Annotated in this window: 13 protein-coding genes; 10 read left to right on the top strand and 3 right to left on the bottom strand. The window is 68.6% G+C overall.

The features are described from left to right. Positions 1–3: 3 nt before the first annotated feature. Genes dapD through map form a run of 3 tightly spaced genes read right to left on the bottom strand, consistent with a single transcriptional unit; the run spans position 4 to position 4,351 of the window. The gene (gene dapD, locus ACFQZQ_RS00475) at positions 4–903 is read right to left on the bottom strand and encodes a 2,3,4,5-tetrahydropyridine-2,6-dicarboxylate N-succinyltransferase (protein WP_386810731.1); all 900 of its coding nucleotides are present in this window, start codon (positions 901–903) and stop codon (positions 4–6) included. Then, a complete protein-coding gene (gene glnD, locus ACFQZQ_RS00470; protein ID WP_386810730.1) occupies positions 900–3,578 on the bottom strand; it encodes a [protein-PII] uridylyltransferase in 2,679 nt (892 codons plus the stop codon). The genes dapD and glnD overlap by 4 nt, the downstream gene beginning before the upstream one ends. Further along, the gene (gene map, locus ACFQZQ_RS00465) at positions 3,575–4,351 is read right to left on the bottom strand and encodes a type I methionyl aminopeptidase (RefSeq protein ID WP_386810729.1); all 777 of its coding nucleotides are present in this window, start codon (positions 4,349–4,351) and stop codon (positions 3,575–3,577) included. Before map ends, glnD begins: the two co-directional genes overlap by 4 nt. Before the next feature lie 326 nt (positions 4,352–4,677). On the opposite strand from map, the gene rpsB reads away from it, so the two are divergent. From rpsB to bamA, 10 genes are all read left to right on the top strand, one after another. After that, positions 4,678–5,556 (top strand): 30S ribosomal protein S2, encoded by an 879-nt coding sequence (rpsB, locus tag ACFQZQ_RS00460; protein WP_386810728.1) that lies wholly within the window; start codon positions 4,678–4,680, stop codon positions 5,554–5,556. Positions 5,557–5,716: 160 nt separating this feature from the next. Then, positions 5,717–6,586 (top strand): translation elongation factor Ts, encoded by an 870-nt coding sequence (gene tsf / locus ACFQZQ_RS00455; protein ID WP_386810727.1) that lies wholly within the window; start codon positions 5,717–5,719, stop codon positions 6,584–6,586. A 252-nt stretch (positions 6,587–6,838) separates the two neighbouring features. After that, the gene (pyrH, locus tag ACFQZQ_RS00450; RefSeq protein ID WP_386810726.1) at positions 6,839–7,570 is read left to right on the top strand and encodes a UMP kinase; all 732 of its coding nucleotides are present in this window, start codon (positions 6,839–6,841) and stop codon (positions 7,568–7,570) included. Positions 7,571–7,677: 107 nt separating this feature from the next. Further along, positions 7,678–8,601, top strand: a complete 924-nt coding sequence (locus ACFQZQ_RS00445) for a cation diffusion facilitator family transporter (protein ID WP_386810725.1) — start codon at positions 7,678–7,680, stop codon at positions 8,599–8,601. A gap of 103 nt (positions 8,602–8,704) precedes the next feature. Continuing rightward, positions 8,705–9,262: a ribosome recycling factor gene (gene frr / locus ACFQZQ_RS00440; protein ID WP_386810724.1), complete on the top strand. Its 558-nt coding sequence runs from the start codon at positions 8,705–8,707 to the stop codon at positions 9,260–9,262. A 187-nt stretch (positions 9,263–9,449) separates the two neighbouring features. Beyond that, on the top strand, positions 9,450–10,205 hold the full coding sequence (uppS, locus tag ACFQZQ_RS00435) for a polyprenyl diphosphate synthase (RefSeq protein ID WP_386810723.1): 756 nt from the start codon (positions 9,450–9,452) through the stop codon (positions 10,203–10,205). Positions 10,206–10,319: 114 nt separating this feature from the next. Next, positions 10,320–11,171 carry a phosphatidate cytidylyltransferase gene (locus ACFQZQ_RS00430; RefSeq protein ID WP_386810722.1) on the top strand — a complete coding sequence of 284 codons (852 nt, stop codon included), beginning with the start codon at positions 10,320–10,322 and terminating at the stop codon, positions 11,169–11,171. Between the two features lie 27 nt (positions 11,172–11,198). Next, positions 11,199–12,398 (top strand): 1-deoxy-D-xylulose-5-phosphate reductoisomerase, encoded by a 1,200-nt coding sequence (locus ACFQZQ_RS00425; protein WP_386810721.1) that lies wholly within the window; start codon positions 11,199–11,201, stop codon positions 12,396–12,398. A 42-nt stretch (positions 12,399–12,440) separates the two neighbouring features. Next, positions 12,441–13,802: an RIP metalloprotease RseP gene (rseP, locus tag ACFQZQ_RS00420; protein ID WP_386810720.1), complete on the top strand. Its 1,362-nt coding sequence runs from the start codon at positions 12,441–12,443 to the stop codon at positions 13,800–13,802. Positions 13,803–13,932: 130 nt separating this feature from the next. Then, complete coding sequence (gene bamA, locus ACFQZQ_RS00415; RefSeq protein ID WP_386810719.1) at positions 13,933–16,401, top strand: outer membrane protein assembly factor BamA; 2,469 nt, start codon at positions 13,933–13,935, stop codon at positions 16,399–16,401. The last annotated feature ends 27 nt before the right edge of the window (positions 16,402–16,428 follow it).

The following is a 16,428-nucleotide window of genomic DNA, read 5'->3' as shown; positions in this document are numbered from 1 at the left end:
GGATCAGTCCGCCAATCCGCGCAACAGGTCGTTGATCGACGTCTTGCCGCGGGTCTTGGCATCGACCTGCTTGACGATGACCGCGCAATACAGCGAGTGGCTGCCGTCCTTGGCCGGCAGCGAGCCGGACACCACCACGCTGCCCGGCGGCACGTAGCCGTAGCTGACCTCGCCGGTCATGCGGTTGTAGATGCGCGTGCTCTGGCCGATGAACACGCCCATGCCGATCACGCTGTGGTGGCCGACGATCACGCCCTCGACCACCTCCGAGCGCGCACCGATGAAGCAGTGGTCCTCGATGATCGTCGGTGTGGCCTGCAGCGGCTCGAGCACGCCGCCGATGCCGGCGCCGCCGGAAAGATGGCAGTGCTTGCCGATCTGCGCGCACGAGCCCACCGTCGCCCAGGTGTCGACCATCGTGCCGGCCCCGACATGCGCGCCGATGTTGACGAAGCTGGGCATCAGCACCACGTCCTTGCCGATGTGGCAGCCGCGGCGTGCGATCGCGCCGGGCACCACGCGCGCGCCGAGCTTGCGGAAGTCGCCCTCGCCATAGTCCTCGAAGCGCGCCGGCACCTTGTCCCAGAACGGCGCCGGGTCGGCCTCGACCAGTTGCATCTCGTTGACGCGGAAGTACAGCAGCACGGCCTTCTTCAGCCATTCGTTGACCGCCCAGCCGCCCTTGCCATCGGGTTCGGCGACGCGGAACTCGCCGCTTTCCAGGCCTTCGATCACGCGCTCCACGCTGGGGCGGGTGGAACCGTCGATCTCGTCCGGGGTCAGCATCGTGCGCCGCTCCCAGGCGCTCTCGACCATGAACTTGATCTCCTCGATGCCGGCGCCCTTGGGCGCGGCCTTCTTCCTGGCGGTCTTCTTGGTGGCTTTCTTGGTGGTCGGGCTCATCGCTTGTCTCCTTCGAGGCAGGCGCGCAGCGCATCGCGCAACGCCTGCTGTTGCACCTCGTCGAGTGGCTGGTCGCGCCCCTCGTCGTCCACGGTGGTGATCTGGAACACGTCCTCGGCGCGTTCGCCGAACGTGGCGATGCGCGCGTCGTGCACGCGCAACGACTGCTGGCGCAACACCTGGGTCACGTCGGCGAGCAGCCCGGGGCGGTCGGTGCACACCAGGCTCAGCAGCGTGCGGCGATTGGCGGTGGCGTCGAAGCCGATCTGCGGCGCGATGCGGAAATGGCGCAGGTGGCGCGGCTGGGCGCGGCGCGTCGGCTTGACCGCGTCGAGCGAGCCGGCCAGCGCCCGCGCCAGGCGCGCCTCGACTTCCTCCGCGCCCGGGGGATTGCGTGCCTCGGTCGGAATCACCTCGAAGCTGTCGAAGATCGTCGCGTTCGGTCCATCGAGCACACGCGCCTGCTGAATCGCCAAGCCGCAGCGGTCGAGCGTGGCGACGATTGCGGCGAACAGGCCGTCGCGGTCGGGCGAGTGCACGAACACCTCCAGCGCGCCCTGGTGCTCGTTGACCCGGCGCGCGCGCACCCGCGTGCCACCGACGGCGACCCCGCGCAGCGACGCGGCCTGCCACGCGAGCTGGTCGGGGCGACCGCGCTGGAAACCGATCTCGGGCATGCGTTCGAACAGCGCCGCGATCTCCGCGTCGCCGGTACCGAACGCGGCCAGCATCGCGTGCGTGGCCGCGCGCGCCTCCGCGCCGCGCTCGTGGTCCGCGAGCGGATTCTCCAGCCCGCGCCGCAGGGCCAGGCGGGTGGCGGTGTAGAGGTCGGCCATCAGCCGGTCCTTCCACGCGTTCCACAGTTTCGGCGACGTGCCGGCGATGTCGGCGCAGGTCAGCAGGTACAGCTGGTCGAGCCGCTCGCGGTCGCCGACCTTGGTCGCGAAGCGGTGGATCACCTCGGGGTCGGCGATGTCCTGCTTCTGCGCGGTCATCGACATCAGCAGGTGCTGGCGCACCAGCCATTCGACCAGCGCGGTGTCGCCTTCGGACAGGCCGTGCGCCTGACAGAACTCGCGTGCGTCGACCGCCCCCAGTTCGGAGTGGTCGCCACCGCGGCCCTTGGCGATGTCGTGGAACAGCCCGGCGAGCAGCAGCACCTCGGGCTTGCGCAGGCGCGGCCAGATCTCGTGCGCGAGCGCGAAGCGCTCGTCGGGCTCGCCCGACGCGAACGAGGCAATGTTCTTGAGCACCGCCAGGGTGTGCTGGTCGACCGTGTAGACATGGAACAGGTCGAACTGCATGCGCCCGGACACGTTCGAGAACGCCGGGATCCAACGCCCGAGCACGCCCAGCCGCGCCATCCGGGTCAGCGTGCCGACCGGCCGCGGGCCGCGCAGCAGCTGCATGAAGCGCGCACGCAGCGCGGCGCTGGCCTGCTCGTAGCTGGGCACCATCGGCAGGGTCTCGGCCAGCGCGCGCGCGGTCTGCGAATGCAGGCCGCGCACGTCGTCGCGCGAGGCCCAAACCGCGAACAACGCGAACAGCGCATCGGGCGTGCGCGGCCAGACCGGATCGCGTGCAGCCAGGTAGCCGCGGCGCGACTCGAACAAGGCATCCAGTGGCTGCGGAACCGCCTCGCCTTCGAGCTGTTCCTCGAAGCGCTGCAGCACGCGCTCGCCGATGCGCAGCACCAGCGCGGCGCTGCGGTAGAACTCCTGCATCATCTGCTCGACGCCGAGGCTGTCGCCGGTGTCGACATGCCCCAGCCGCGCGGCGAGCAGCTTCTGGTAATCGAAACGCAGGCGTTCCTCGCGTTTGCCCGCGACCAGGTGCAGGCCGAACCGCAGCCGCGACAGCGTGCGGCGCTGGCGTTCCAGGGTGGCGTGCTCGTCGGCGCCGAGCTGACCCATCGCCACCAGTGACTCCAGGTCCGAGGTGCCGATGATCCGCAATGCCATCCAGTGCAGCGTCTGCACGTCGCGCAGGCCGCCCGGGCCTTCCTTGAGGTTCGGCTCGAGGTTGTCGGCGGTGTCGCCGTAGCGGGCATGGCGTGCGCGCAGCTCCTCGCGCTTGGCCTCGAAGAACGCCTGCGCGGGCCACACCAGCGACGGCGCGATCGCGGCCTGCAACGCCTGGCACGCCGCGGCATCGGCGACCAGCGGACGGGCCTCCAGCAACGCGGTCAACACGGTGATGTCGGTCGCGGCCTGGGTGCACTGCGCGAGCGAGCGCACCGCGTGGCTGGCCGGCAGGCCGGCATCCCAGAGCAGCGCGAGCAGGCGCGCCAGCGCACCGGAATCCGCGGGCGTTTCGTCCGGGCCGGCCGGCTCCTCGCGCGCCAGCACCAGCAGGTCGATGTCCGATTGCGGGAACAACTCGCCGCGGCCGTAGCCGCCAACCGCGAACAGCGACAACCCGGGGTGATCGCCGATGCAGCGCTGCCAAGCGGCGCGCAGCTGGACGTCGACCGCCGCGGTGCGTGCGGCGAGCAGGCGGTCGACATCCTGGTTGGCATCGAAGCGGCTGGCGAGCTCAGCGTCGGTGGCGCTGAGCGTCTGGCGCACATGCAATGCCCAGCCGGCATCGTCGAGCGCCATCTCCGCCGAATCGGCGGCCACCGCCGGCGCCGGATTCGGAGGGCGATCGCCGGCGCCGGCGGCCGGGTCGCTCATAGGTCGTTGTCGTCGCCCGGCAGCCGCGTGAGGATCTCGACGCCGGTGTCGGTCACGGCGATGGTGTGCTCCCACTGCGCCGAGAGCTTGCGGTCCTTGGTCACCACGGTCCAGCCGTCGGGCAGCAGCTTGGTGTGGCGCTGGCCCTCGTTGATCATCGGCTCGATGGTGAACGTCATGCCCGGCTTCAGCACCAGCCCCTCGCCGGCGCGGCCGTAATGCAGCACCTGCGGGTCCTCGTGGTAGACGCGGCCGATGCCGTGGCCGCAGTACTCGCGCACCACGCTGAAGCGCTCGGATTCGGCGTAGGCCTGGATCGCCGCGCCGATGTCGCCCAGGGTCGCGCCCGGCTTGACCATGCGGATGCCGCGGAACATCGCCTCGCGGGTCACGTCGACCAGGCGCCTGGCCATAACCGACGGCGCGCCGACCACGTACATGCGGCTGGTATCGCCGTGCCAGCCGTCCTTGATCACGGTGACGTCGATGTTGACGATGTCGCCGTCCTTGAGGACCTTGGCGTCGCTGGGGATGCCGTGGCAGATCACGTTGTTGACCGAGGTGCACACGGTCTTGGGGAAGCCCTTGTAGCCGACGTTGGCCGGGATCGCCTGCTGCACGTTGACGATGTAGTCGTGGCAGATCTGGTCCAGCGCCTCGGTGGTGACGCCGGGTTTGACGTGCGGGGCGATGATCTGCAGGACTTCGGCGGCCAGGCGGCCGGCGACGCGCATCTGCTCGATCTCTTCGGGGGTCTTGATGGTGATGGCCATGCGGCATTATCGCCTGAATCGCCATTTCAGCGCCCCATTCAGGGGCTTGCCACGCCTCCAGCCGGCCTTGAGTTGCCCTCCACCTGCCCAGCCGGCTACAATCCGACGGCTTTGTGGCCGGTCCCGTACCTGCCACGCCGCCCACGCCGGGCGTCACCGGTGAATTCACACCCGCTGCCACAGCCCGTGCCGGGGTGCCTTCGCAAGAGGGTTCGGTCACGGCGCAGCGGGGAGGCCCAACCCCGGAACCTAGTCCCCGTCCAAACCCGGGGGCAGTCGCCATTACCCGATCCGGCGGCCGGTTCCACTGCCTTGGAGTTACAGCAATGCCCCAGATCACCATGCGCCAGATGCTGGAAGCCGGCGTCCACTTCGGCCACCAGACCCGTTACTGGAACCCGAAGATGGGTCCGTACATCTTCGGCGCCCGCGGCAAGATCCACATCATCAACCTCGAGAAGACCGTTCCGCTGTTCAACGACGCGATGAACTTCCTCTCGGGCATCGCCCAGAAGCGCGGCATGATCCTGTTCCTCGGCACCAAGCGCAGCGCGCGCGAGTCGATCAAGGAAGAGGCCGAGCGTTGCGGCATGCCGTACATGAACCAGCGTTGGCTGGGCGGCACCCTGACCAACTTCGCCACGGTGAAGAAGTCGGTGCAGCGCCTGAAGGAACTGGAAGCGGCCGAGACCGACGGCACCTTCGAGAAGCTGGTCAAGCACGAAGTGCTCAGCCTGCGCCGCGAGCGTGAGAAGAAGCTCGCCTCGCTGGGCGGCATCAAGGAAATGAACCGCCTGCCCGACGCGCTGTTCGTGATCGACATCGGCCACGAAGACATCGCGATCAAGGAAGCCAAGACGCTCGGCATCCCGGTCATCGCCGTGGTCGACACCAACTACAACCCGGAGCTGGTCGACTACGCGATCCCGGGCAACGACGACGCGATCCGCGCCGTGCAGCTGTACGCCCGTGCCGCCGCCGACGCCGTGCTGGAAGGCAAGGCCGCCGCGCCGATGGTCGGCGTGCGCGACGAGGACATGGTCGAGCTGGACGCCGAGGGCAACCCGGTCGCCAAGGAAGACCGCAAGGCCGCCCCGCGTGGCCGCGCCCCGGCCAAGAAGGGCCCAGCTCCGGCCAAGGCCGCCGACGCTGCTGCGACCACCGAAGAAGCCGCTCCCGCCGCGGACGCTCCGGCGGCCGAGTAAGCCCGCTGTCATGCAGCCGCGCCACCGTGCGCGGCTGCATGCGTTGTTCGCACCATCCCCATTCCTGTCACCGCCAGCGCGACGAACCTGCCTTCCGTAACCCGGAACATCCGCAGGCCCGCGCCACGCTGGCAACGACAACTGATTCGAGGCTATCCCCATGGCAGAAATTTCCGCTTCCCTGGTCAAGGAACTCCGCGAGCGCACCGGCGCCGGCATGATGGAGTGCAAGAAGGCGCTCACCGAGAACAACGGTGACATCGAGGCCTCCGCCGACTACCTGCGCAAGACCGGCTTGGCCAAGGCCGACAAGAAGGCCAGCCGCATCGCCGCCGAAGGCCGTATCGTCGCCGCCCAGGCCGACGGCAAGGCCGTGCTGGTCGAGATCAACTCCGAGACCGACTTCGTCGCCAAGGACGCCAACTTCATCGGCTTCACCGACGCCGTCGGCCAGGCCGCGCTGGATGCCGCCGACGTCGAGGCGCTGAAGAACGCCAAGCTGCCGTCCGGCCAGACCGTCGAGGAAACCCGCGCCGAGCTGATCGCCAAGGTCGGCGAGAACGTGCAGGTGCGCCGCATCGCCCGCGTCGACAGCGGCAACGTGCTGTCGGCCTACGTCCACGGCGGCCGCATCGGCGTGCTGATCGAGCTCAAGGGCGGCAATGCCGACCTCGCCCGTGGCCTGGCGATGCACGTCGCGGCGATGAACCCGCCGTACATCTCGCCGGCGCACGTCCCGGCCGACTTCATCGCCAAGGAAAAGGAAATCGCCCTGGCGCAGGTCAAGGACACCGGCAAGCCGGCCGAGATCCTCGAGAAGATGATCGCCGGCAAGATCGCCAAGACCGTCAACGAGATCTGCCTGACCGGCCAGTCGTACGTGCTCGACACCAACGTGACCGTCGAGCAGGCCCTCAAGGCCGCCGGCGCGGAAGTGGTCAGCTTCGTCCGCCTCGCCGTCGGCGAAGGCATCGAGAAGCAGACCGACGACTTCGCCGCGGAAGTGATGAAGCAGGCCGGCCTGGCGTAAGCCACCGGTTGCAAGCGAGACAAAAAAGGCCGCGGAATTCCGCGGCCTTTCTCTTTAGTCGGGCTTGTTGCCAAGCAGACCCGCCCGGCTTGCGGCGCCGCACCCCATCCGGACTGCCGCGCTATCGCGTCGCAATGCGCCAATCAGGCTTGCCGCCTCGCTGCGAGGCATGCCGCAACCCGCTGGGCGCCGCGGCGCACGCGAGGGGGCATCGGCTACAATCCCGGCGTTTGCTTCCCCCACGAGGTCCCCATGTCCCAGCTCGCCTACCGCCGCATCCTGTTGAAGTTGTCCGGCGAGGCGTTGATGGGGGACGAGGACTACGGCATCGATCCGAAGGTGATCGGGCGCTTGGCGCGCGAGGTGATCGAAGCCCAGCAGGCGGGCGCCGAGGTCGCGCTGGTGCTCGGCGGCGGCAACATCTTCCGCGGCGCGGGGCTTGCGGCCGGCGGAATGGACCGGGTGACCGGCGACCAGATGGGCATGCTGGCCACCGTGATCAACGCGCTGGCGATGCAGGACGCGCTGGAGAAACTCGGCGCCAAGGCGCGGGTAATGAGCGCGATCAAGATCAACGACGTGTGCGAGGACTACATCCGCCGCCGCGCGATCCGCCACCTGGAGAAAGGTCGGCTGGTGATTTTCGCCGCCGGCGTCGGCAGCCCGTTCTTCACCACCGATTCGGGCGCCGCCCTGCGTGGCATCGAGATCGGCGCCGACCTGCTGCTGAAAGCGACCAAGGTCGATGGCGTCTACGACAAGGATCCGAAGAAGCACGCCGACGCGGTGCGCTTCGACCGCCTCAGCTATGACGAGGTCATCGCCCGCGACCTGCAGGTGATGGACACCGCCGCGTTCGCGCTGGCGCGTGACAGCGACCTGCCGTTGCGGATCTTCGACATGAGCCAGCCCGGCGAACTGCTGAAGATCCTGCGTGGAGAGAACATCGGCACGCTGGTGCAGGGGCGCAACGAGGCGCGGTAGGGCGGGGTTTTCGACCCGCCGATCGGGTTACAGCACTGCCAGACCGGCGGGTTGAAACCCGCCCTACACGATGGTATCCGGCCACGCCCGCGTGGCACGATCGGCCGATGAGTCATTCGCACAGCCATTCGCACAGCCACGACCACGGCTTCGCCAGCGGCACCCGCGCGTTTGCCGCGATCACCCTGATCAACCTGGCCTACACCGCGATCGAGGCCGGCTACGGCTTCGCCACTAATTCGCTGGCGCTGCTGTCCGACGCGCTGCATAACCTTGGCGATGTGCTCGGCCTGGGGCTGGCCTGGGGCGCGGCGGTAATCGCCAAGCGCGCCCCGACCGACCGCCACACCTACGGCTGGCGGCGCGCGACGCTGTTGTCGCCGCTGGCCAACGCGTTGCTGCTGGTGGCGTTCGCGGGCGCGTTGAGTTGGGAAGCCGTCAGGCGTTTCACTGCCCCGCCGGAGATCCCGGCGCTACCGGTGATGCTGGTGGCGGCACTGGGCATCGCGGTCAACCTGGGCGCGGCGTGGTTCGTTCGCGATGGCCACGCCCACGACCTCAACCGCCGCGGCGCATTCCTGCACCTGGTGGCCGATGCGGCCGTGTCGCTGGCCGCGGTGATCGCCGGTGCGGGCATGTGGTGGCTGGGATGGACCTGGCTGGATCCGGCCACGGCGCTGCTGATCGGTGCGGTGGTGGCGATCGGCGCGTTCGGGCTGCTGCGCGAGAGCTTCGACGCGGCGATGGATGCGGTGCCGCGAGCGATCGATCAGACGCAGGTACGCGAGTTCCTCGCGGCGCAGCCCGGCGTCACCGCGGTGCACCACCTGCACATCTGGTCGCTGGGTGCCGGCGAGATCGCGATGACCGCGCACCTGGTCCGCCCCCATGACGACGAGCACGACGCGTTCATCGACCGCCTCAACCACGCGCTCGATCACCGCTTCGGCATCAACCACCCCACCCTGCAGGTCGAACATGGCCAGGCCTGCGAGCACGACCGCCACGACCGCGCGCCGCACGGGCATTAGCGCCCGGGACGGCCTCCCCGACGACCCGATCGCGGCACCGCGGCGGCTGCCCACGGCGATTCGCCTATAATCGCGCGATTCAGTCACCAGATCGGAGCGCGCGATGCTCAACGACATCAAGAAAGACGCCCAGACCCGCATGGCCAAAAGCGTCGAAGCCTTTCGCCACGACCTGGTCAAGGTCCGCACCGGGCGCGCCTCGACCGCGCTGGTCGATCACCTCAAGGTGAACTACTACGGCTCCGACATGCCGCTGACCCAGGTCGCCAGCGTCTCGGTCACCGATTCGCGTTCGCTGACGATCACGCCGTGGGAAAAGCAGATGGTCGGCCCGGTCGAGAAAGCCATCCTTGCCTCCGACCTGGGGATCACCCCGAATACCGCCGGCACCGTGATCCGCCTCAACCTGCCGCCGCTGACCGAGGAGCGCCGCAAGGAGTTGTCCAAGCACGTGCACGCCGGTGGCGAGGACGCCAAGGTCGCGATCCGCAACATCCGCCGAGACGCCAACAGCCAGGTCAAGGAACTGCTGAAGGAGAAGCAGATCACCGAGGACGAGGCCAGCCGCAGCGAACTGGAGATCCAGAAGGTCACCGATGACGCGATCAAGAACGTCGACGAGGTGGTGCGTGCCAAGGAACAGGAGCTGATGGCGGTCTGATCCACCGCGATCCGGCCGGCGCGACCCGGGCAGGATCGCGATCAGCGCTGAACTTATCCGCGCGCCGCAGGTCCGCTACACGAGCGCTGCGGCGAGTGCGTCCAGACGCATGCCCCGAGCGCGACCATCGCGCGAATCCGTATCCCGCCTCGCAACCTCCCGACCCACAGGTTCCCCCATCGGCGCCATGCCCACCGCCCCTGCACGCCTCCCGCGCCACCTGGCCGTCATCATGGATGGCAACGGACGCTGGGCGCAGCGCCGTCGCCGCCCGCGCGTGATCGGTCACCGCGCCGGCGCGCGCGCGGTCAACGTCTGCATCGATTTCTGCCTCGAACAGGGCATCGAGGCGCTGACCCTGTTCGCGTTCTCCAGCGAGAACTGGGGCCGGCCCGAGGACGAGGTCGGCGCGTTGATGAAGCTGTTCCTCAACGCGCTCGAACGCGAAGTCGACGAACTCGACCGCCGCGGCGTGCGGGTGCGCTTCATCGGCGAGCGCGAGCGCTTCGCCGAACCGATCCGCCGGCAGATGGCCACGGCCGAATCGCGCACCCTGGCCAACACGCGCCTGCACCTGACCGTCGCTGCCAGCTACGGCGGACGCTGGGACATCGCGCAGGCGGCCCGGTCGCTGGCACTCGACGTGGCCGCCGGCCGGCTGGCGCCCGAGGCCATCGACGAAGCCGCGCTCGCCTCGCGCATGGCGTTGGCGGAGCTGCCCGCGCCGGATCTGTTCATCCGCACCGGCGGCGACTTCCGGATCAGCAACTTCCTGCTCTGGCAGTTGGCCTACACCGAACTGTGGTTCACCGAAACGTTGTGGCCGGAGCTGGATGCGGCGACACTGCGGCGCGCCCTGGATGACTATGCAAGCCGCGAACGCCGATTCGGCCTGACCGGCGCCCAGGTCGCGGCCATGCCTATCGGTTCGGAACCAACCTAGCTTGAGATCGGCCGAATCAACTCCCCCCACCCTTGCCCACCCCCGCGTTGCGAGGGAGGGAAATTGGAAGGCACTCGCGATATCCGGGTGCCGTATCCATGATGAGATTGCTGAATGACCCGAACCCGCTTCCTCGCCGCCCTGGTGATGGCCCCCGTCGCGATCGCGGCGATCCTGTTGTTGCCCACCGAGTGGATGATGGCGCTGGCCGCGGTGCTGTTCCTGGCAGGCCTGTGGGAATGGTTCGACCTGGCCGAGATCGACGACACCCTGGCGCGGACGGTGCTGCTGGTCGCCAACCTGGGGGTGATGGTGGCGATCGTGTGGGCGTCGCGCTGGAGCGCGGGCTTCACCTTGGTGCTGTTCAAGCTTGCGTCGGTGATCGGCGTGATCTGGTGGTTGCTGGCCCTGCTGTGGCTGGGCCGTTACAAGTTCGCCAGCGACCACGACACCCATGCGCGTGTGTTCAAGCTCGCCGCCGGCGCGCTGGCGGTGATCCCGGCGTGGTGCGCGCTGGCGTGGATCCATGCCGAGGAGCCCAACGGTCACCGCTGGCTGCTGACCGCGCTCGCGATCGTCTGGGCCGCGGACACCGGCGCCTATTTCGCCGGACGCAAGTTCGGCGGCCGGGTATTCGGCAGCCGCAAGCTGGCGCCGCTGGTCAGCCCCAACAAGACCATCGAGGGCCTGGTCGGCGGCGTGGTCGCCGGCATCGTGGTTGGCATGGCGTTCTCGCAGTTCGCCGGCGCGCCACCGTCGCAGCTGCCGGCGGTCGCGCTGGTGGCGCTGGCCGCGGTGCTGTTCTCGGTGGTCGGCGACCTGTTCGAGAGCCTGCTCAAGCGCCACGCGGGCGTCAAGGATTCGGGCGACCTGATCCCGGGGCATGGCGGCATTCTCGACCGCATCGATGGCGTGCTCGCGGCCTTGCCGGTGTTCGCCCTCGGCAAGGCCCTGCTGGGCTTCTGACGATGCCGGCGGCAGGACACTGTAGCCATGCGTGAAGTCGCGGTACTCGGCGCCACCGGCTCGATCGGTGCGTCCGCGCTGGACGTGATCGCGCGCCATCCCGAGCGCTTGCGCGCCAGCGTGCTCGCCGCCGGCCGCAACGTCGAGGCGTTGCTGGGGCTGTGCCGCGTGCACCGCCCGCGGCACGCGGTGATCGCCGACGCGTCGCTGTTCGCGGCGCTGCGCGATGGTCTGCGCGACGCCGGCCTCGCCACCCACGCGCACAGCGGCGATGAGGCGCTCGAAGCCCTGGTCGCCGGCGATGCCTGCGACACCGTGGTCGCCGCGATCGTCGGCGCCGCCGGCTTGCCCTCGACGCTGGCCGCGGCGCGCGCCGGCAAGCGCCTGCTGCTGGCCAACAAGGAATCGCTGGTGCTGGCCGGCGAGCTGCTGATGCGCGCCGCGCATGCCGCGGGCGCGACGATCGTGCCGATCGACAGCGAACACAACGCGATCTTCCAGTGCTTGCCGACGGCTCAAGAGAAGCCCGGCGCTCATTGGTCGCCCGATGCGCATGCCGGGCTGCAGCGCATCGTGCTGACCGCCTCGGGCGGCCCGTTCCGCGGCCGCCGCCGCGACGAGCTCGCCCAGGTTACGCCCGAGCAGGCCGTCGCCCACCCGAAGTGGTCGATGGGGCCGAAGATCTCGGTCGATTCGGCCACCCTGATGAACAAAGGCCTCGAGGTGATCGAGGCGCACCACCTGTTCGGCGTGCCCGGCACGCGGATCGAAGTACTGGTGCACCCGCAGAGCCTGGTGCACTCGCTGGTCGAGTTCGTCGACGGCTCCACCCTCGCCCAGCTCGGGCTGCCCGACATGCGCACTGCGCTGGCGGTCGGGTTCGGCTGGCCGGAACGGATCGCCTCCGGCGTCGCCGGGCTGGACCTGGTCGCGCAGGGCGGACGGCTGGATTTCGAGCCGCCCGACCTCGAGGCGTTTCCCTGCCTTCGCCTGGCGTTCGAGGCACTCGCCGCCGCCGGCACCGCGCCGGCGGTGCTCAACGCGGCCAACGAAGTCGCGGTTTCAGCCTTTCTTCAGCGGCGGATCGGTTTCCTAGCGATACCCGCTCTGGTCGAAGCCACCCTGGCCGCGCTCCCCGCCATCCCGGCCACGTCACTGCAGGTGCTGCTCGAGGCCGATGCGCAGGCACGGCGCCATGCCGAAGCCGCGATCGAGGATTTTTCATGACTGCGATGTTCCAGGCTCCCGATCATGCGCGAAGGCAATTGAATGACTGAGTTCATCGGCTCGGTCTGGTGGCTGATCGTCAGCCTCGGCGTGCTCGTCACGTTCCACGAGTTCGGCCACTACTGGGTCGCGCGCCGCTGCGGGGTCAAGGTGCTGCGGTTTTCGGTCGGCTTCGGTCGCCCGCTGTGGACCCGGCGCGGCCAGGACGGCACCGAGTATGTGGTTGCCGCGATCCCGCTCGGCGGCTACGTCAAGATGCTGGACGAGCGCGAGGGCGAGGTCGCCGCGACCGAGCTGCCGCACGCGTTCAACCGCCAGTCGGTGTGGAAGCGCATCGCCATCGTGGTTGCCGGCCCGCTGGCCAACCTGCTGCTGTGCGTCGGGTTGCTGTGGGGGATGTTCGTGATTGGCCGCCCCGACTACGCGCCGGTGGTCGGCCAGGCCAGCGGGATCGCCGCGCAGGCCGGCTTGCAGCGCGGCGACACGGTGCTCGCGGTCGGCGAACGTGATACCCCGACCTGGAGCGAGGTGCAGCTGGCGTTGATCCCGGCCGCGCTCGACCACGCCGACGTGCCTTTGCGGGTGCGCAAGGCCAGTGGCGCCGAGGACACCCGGCAGTTGCGCCTATCGCGCTTGCCGGCCAGTTTCGACGAACGCCGCGCGGTCGACGCGATCGGCTTGACCCCGCGCCACCAGCTGGTGCCGGCGACCATCGGCCGCGTCGCGCCGCAGACCGCGGCGTGGGGCGTGCTCGCCGAGGGCGACCGCATCACCGCGATCGACGGCGCACCGGTCGCCTCATGGGACGACATCGGCCCCTTGGTGCAGCGCCTGGGCGAGCGCGGTGGCGGCGCGATGGTCGAGGTCCAGCGCGGCGACGAGCGCTTGGCGCTGCAGGTCGCCCCGCGGCAAACCCGATCCGCGCAAGGCGACACCTATTGGGCGCTGGGGGTGGCTTCGGCCGCGGTCGCCGAACCGGCCACCGACGCGGTGCTGCGCTACGGCCCGGTCGCAGCGCTGCCCGCCGCGCTGCGCGAAGCCAACCACCAGGCCGGCGAACTGGTCGCGATGATCGGCCGTGCGTTCAGCGGGCGGGTGTCGGTGCAGAACACGGTCGCCGGCCCGATCACGATCGCGCGTGCCGCCAATGCCTATGCCGCGCACGGCCCGGCCTGGTACCTGTCGATGCTGGCTATGCTGTCGCTGAGCCTGGGCATCCTGAACCTGCTGCCGATCCCGATCTTGGACGGCGGTCACCTGCTGTATTACCTTATCGAACTGGTCAAAGGCAGCCCGGTCAGTGAAAGCGTGATGGCCACCGGCCAATACGTGGGCCTGGCCCTGATCGCCGGCCTCATGGGCCTGGCGTTCTACAACGACATCGTCAACAACCTGGTTCGATGACGCCCGCGAGCGGGCGCTTCGATGAAGCTTGTCCGCCGATGCCGGGACGTTCCCTGAAATTCCTGCCTCGACCCGACGCCCGGGCCTGCTGTTCCGGCCCGGCGTTTACGACTCCCAACCGGACGTAATGATGACGCGACCCCATACCCGCCGCCTGCTTGCCCTCGCCCTCGCCTCGGCCCTCGCCGCACCGGCATGGGCGCAGTCGGTGGCACCTGCTTCCGTCGAGCAATTCCAAGTCAGCGACATCCGCATCGACGGCCTGCAACGCATCTCCGCCGGCACCGTCTTCACCTACCTGCCGGTCGAACGTGGCGACACGATGGACCAGGCGCAGGCCGCCGAGGCGATCCGCGCGCTGTACAAGACCGGATTCTTCGAGGACGTGCGCCTGGACCACCAGGGCGACATCCTCGTGGTGACCGTCACCGAACGGCCAGCGATCAACAAGCTGACCCTGTCGGGCAACAAGGACATCAAGACCGAGGACCTGACCAAGGGCCTCACCGAAATTGGTTTGGCCGAGGGCAACACCTTCGACCGCCTCGCGCTCGACAAGGTCACCCAGGAACTCACCCGCCAGTACAACAACCGCGGCAAGTACAACGTCGAGATCACCCCGACCGTGTCGCGCCTGGACCGCAACCGCGTCGATGTCACCATCAACGTCAAGGAAGGCAAGGCGGCCAAGATCCGCCACATCAACCTGGTCGGCAACGAGAAATTCGAGGAAGAGAAGATCCTCGACACCTGGGAATCGCGCGAGCACAACTGGCTCAGCTGGTACCGCCGCGACGACCAGTACTCGCGCGAGAAGCTGTCCGGCGACCTTGAGCGCCTGAATTCCTACTACCTCGATCGCGGCTACGTCGATTTCAGCATCGACTCCACCCAGGTCGCGATCAGCCCCGACCGCCAGGACATGTTCCTGACCGCCGGCATCACCGAGGGCGAGCAGTACAAGGTGTCCGCGGTCCAGGTCAGCGGCGACACCATCCTGCCCAAGGAACAGATCGAGCGGCTGGTGCTGGTCAAGCCCGACCAGATCTTCTCGCGCCGCCTGCTCGAGCTCAGCTCGGAAACCATCACCGCCACCCTGGGCAACGTCGGTTACGCGTTCGCGCAGGTCAACGCGATCCCGGACGTCGACCGCGAGGCCAAGACCGTCGGCATCAACATGCAGGTCGTGCCCGGCCCGCGCGTCAACGTGCGCCGCATCGTGTTCAAGGGCAATACCCGCACCGGCGACGAAGTCCTGCGCCGAGAGATGCGCCAGTTCGAGGGTTCCTGGTACTCGCAGGCCGCGATCGACCGTTCCAAGATCCGCATGCAGGGCCTGGGCTACTTCGAGACCGTCGACGTCGAGACCCAGCCGGTCGCCGGCAGCAACGATGAAGTCGACGTGGTCTACAACGTCAAGGAAACCACCTCGGGCAGCTTCGTGTTCGGTCTGGGCTTCTCGCAGCTCACCGGCCTGACCACGCAGATCCAGCTCTCGCAGAACAACTTCTTGGGCAGCGGCAACCGCATCTCGGTGCAGGCCAACCGCAACGACTACCTGCAGCGCTACGACTTCTCGTTCGTCAACCCGTACTTCACCGACTCCGGCGTCTCGCTGGGTTACAACCTGTGGTGGCGCGAGTTCGACAACTCCGACTTCAACACCGCGCAGTACTCGAGCACCAGCGGCGCGGCGCAAATGGTGCTGGGCGTGCCGATCACCGAGACCGACACCGTCTCGGCGATGCTCGGCATCGACAGCAACGAGATCTTCGCGTTCCCGGGCTCGACCCCGCAGCCGATCATCGACTACATCGACGCCTTGGGCGAACGCACCTTCCACACTTGGCGCACCCAGCTGGGCTGGGCGCGCAACTCGCTCAACAACGCGCTGACCCCGACCGCCGGCATGTACCAGCGCGTTGGCCTGGAAGTCGCGCTGCCCGGCTCGACCGCCGAGTACTACAAGCTCACCTACGACTTCTCCAAGTACTGGCCGATCTCGCGCCACCTGGTGCTCAACACCCGCGCCGAGCTGGGCTACGGCGACAGCTACGGTGACGCGGTCACCCGGGATGTCTGCTTCATCGCCCCGACCACGGCCAACCCGAACCCGGTCGTGACCCCGCCGGAAGACTGCACGCCGTCGTCGCCCGACTACGCGCGCACCCTGACCGCCGACGGCCTGCCGTTCTTCGAGAACTTCTACGCCGGCGGCGTGCGTTCGGTGCGCGGCTTCACCGACAACACCCTCGGCCCGCGTGCCGCGCCGGTCGCCGGCAGCACGTTCACCCAGCCGATCGGCGGCTCGTTCAAGACCACCGGTTCGCTGGAGATGTTCTTCCCGACCCTGCTCGACACCCCGGCCGCGCGCGTATCGGCGTTCCTCGACTTCGGCAACGTCTACGACGGCGTCGACAACTTCGATGCCGGCGAGCTGCGCGTCTCCACCGGCCTGTCGCTGATGTGGCGCTCGCCGATGGGCCCGATCTCGATCAGCTATGCGTTCCCGCTGAAGAAGGAGGATGGCAATCCGGCCACCGGGTTCCGCGGCGACGAGATCGAGCGCCTGCAGTTCACGTTCGGCGGTTCGTTCTGACGCTCGCCTTCGACTGACGAGCAGCAG

The organism is Lysobacter koreensis, from assembly GCF_042677045.1.
Lineage (GTDB): Bacteria > Pseudomonadota > Gammaproteobacteria > Xanthomonadales > Xanthomonadaceae > Lysobacter_K > Lysobacter_K koreensis.
This window is presented reverse-complemented; position numbering and strand designations above follow the sequence as displayed.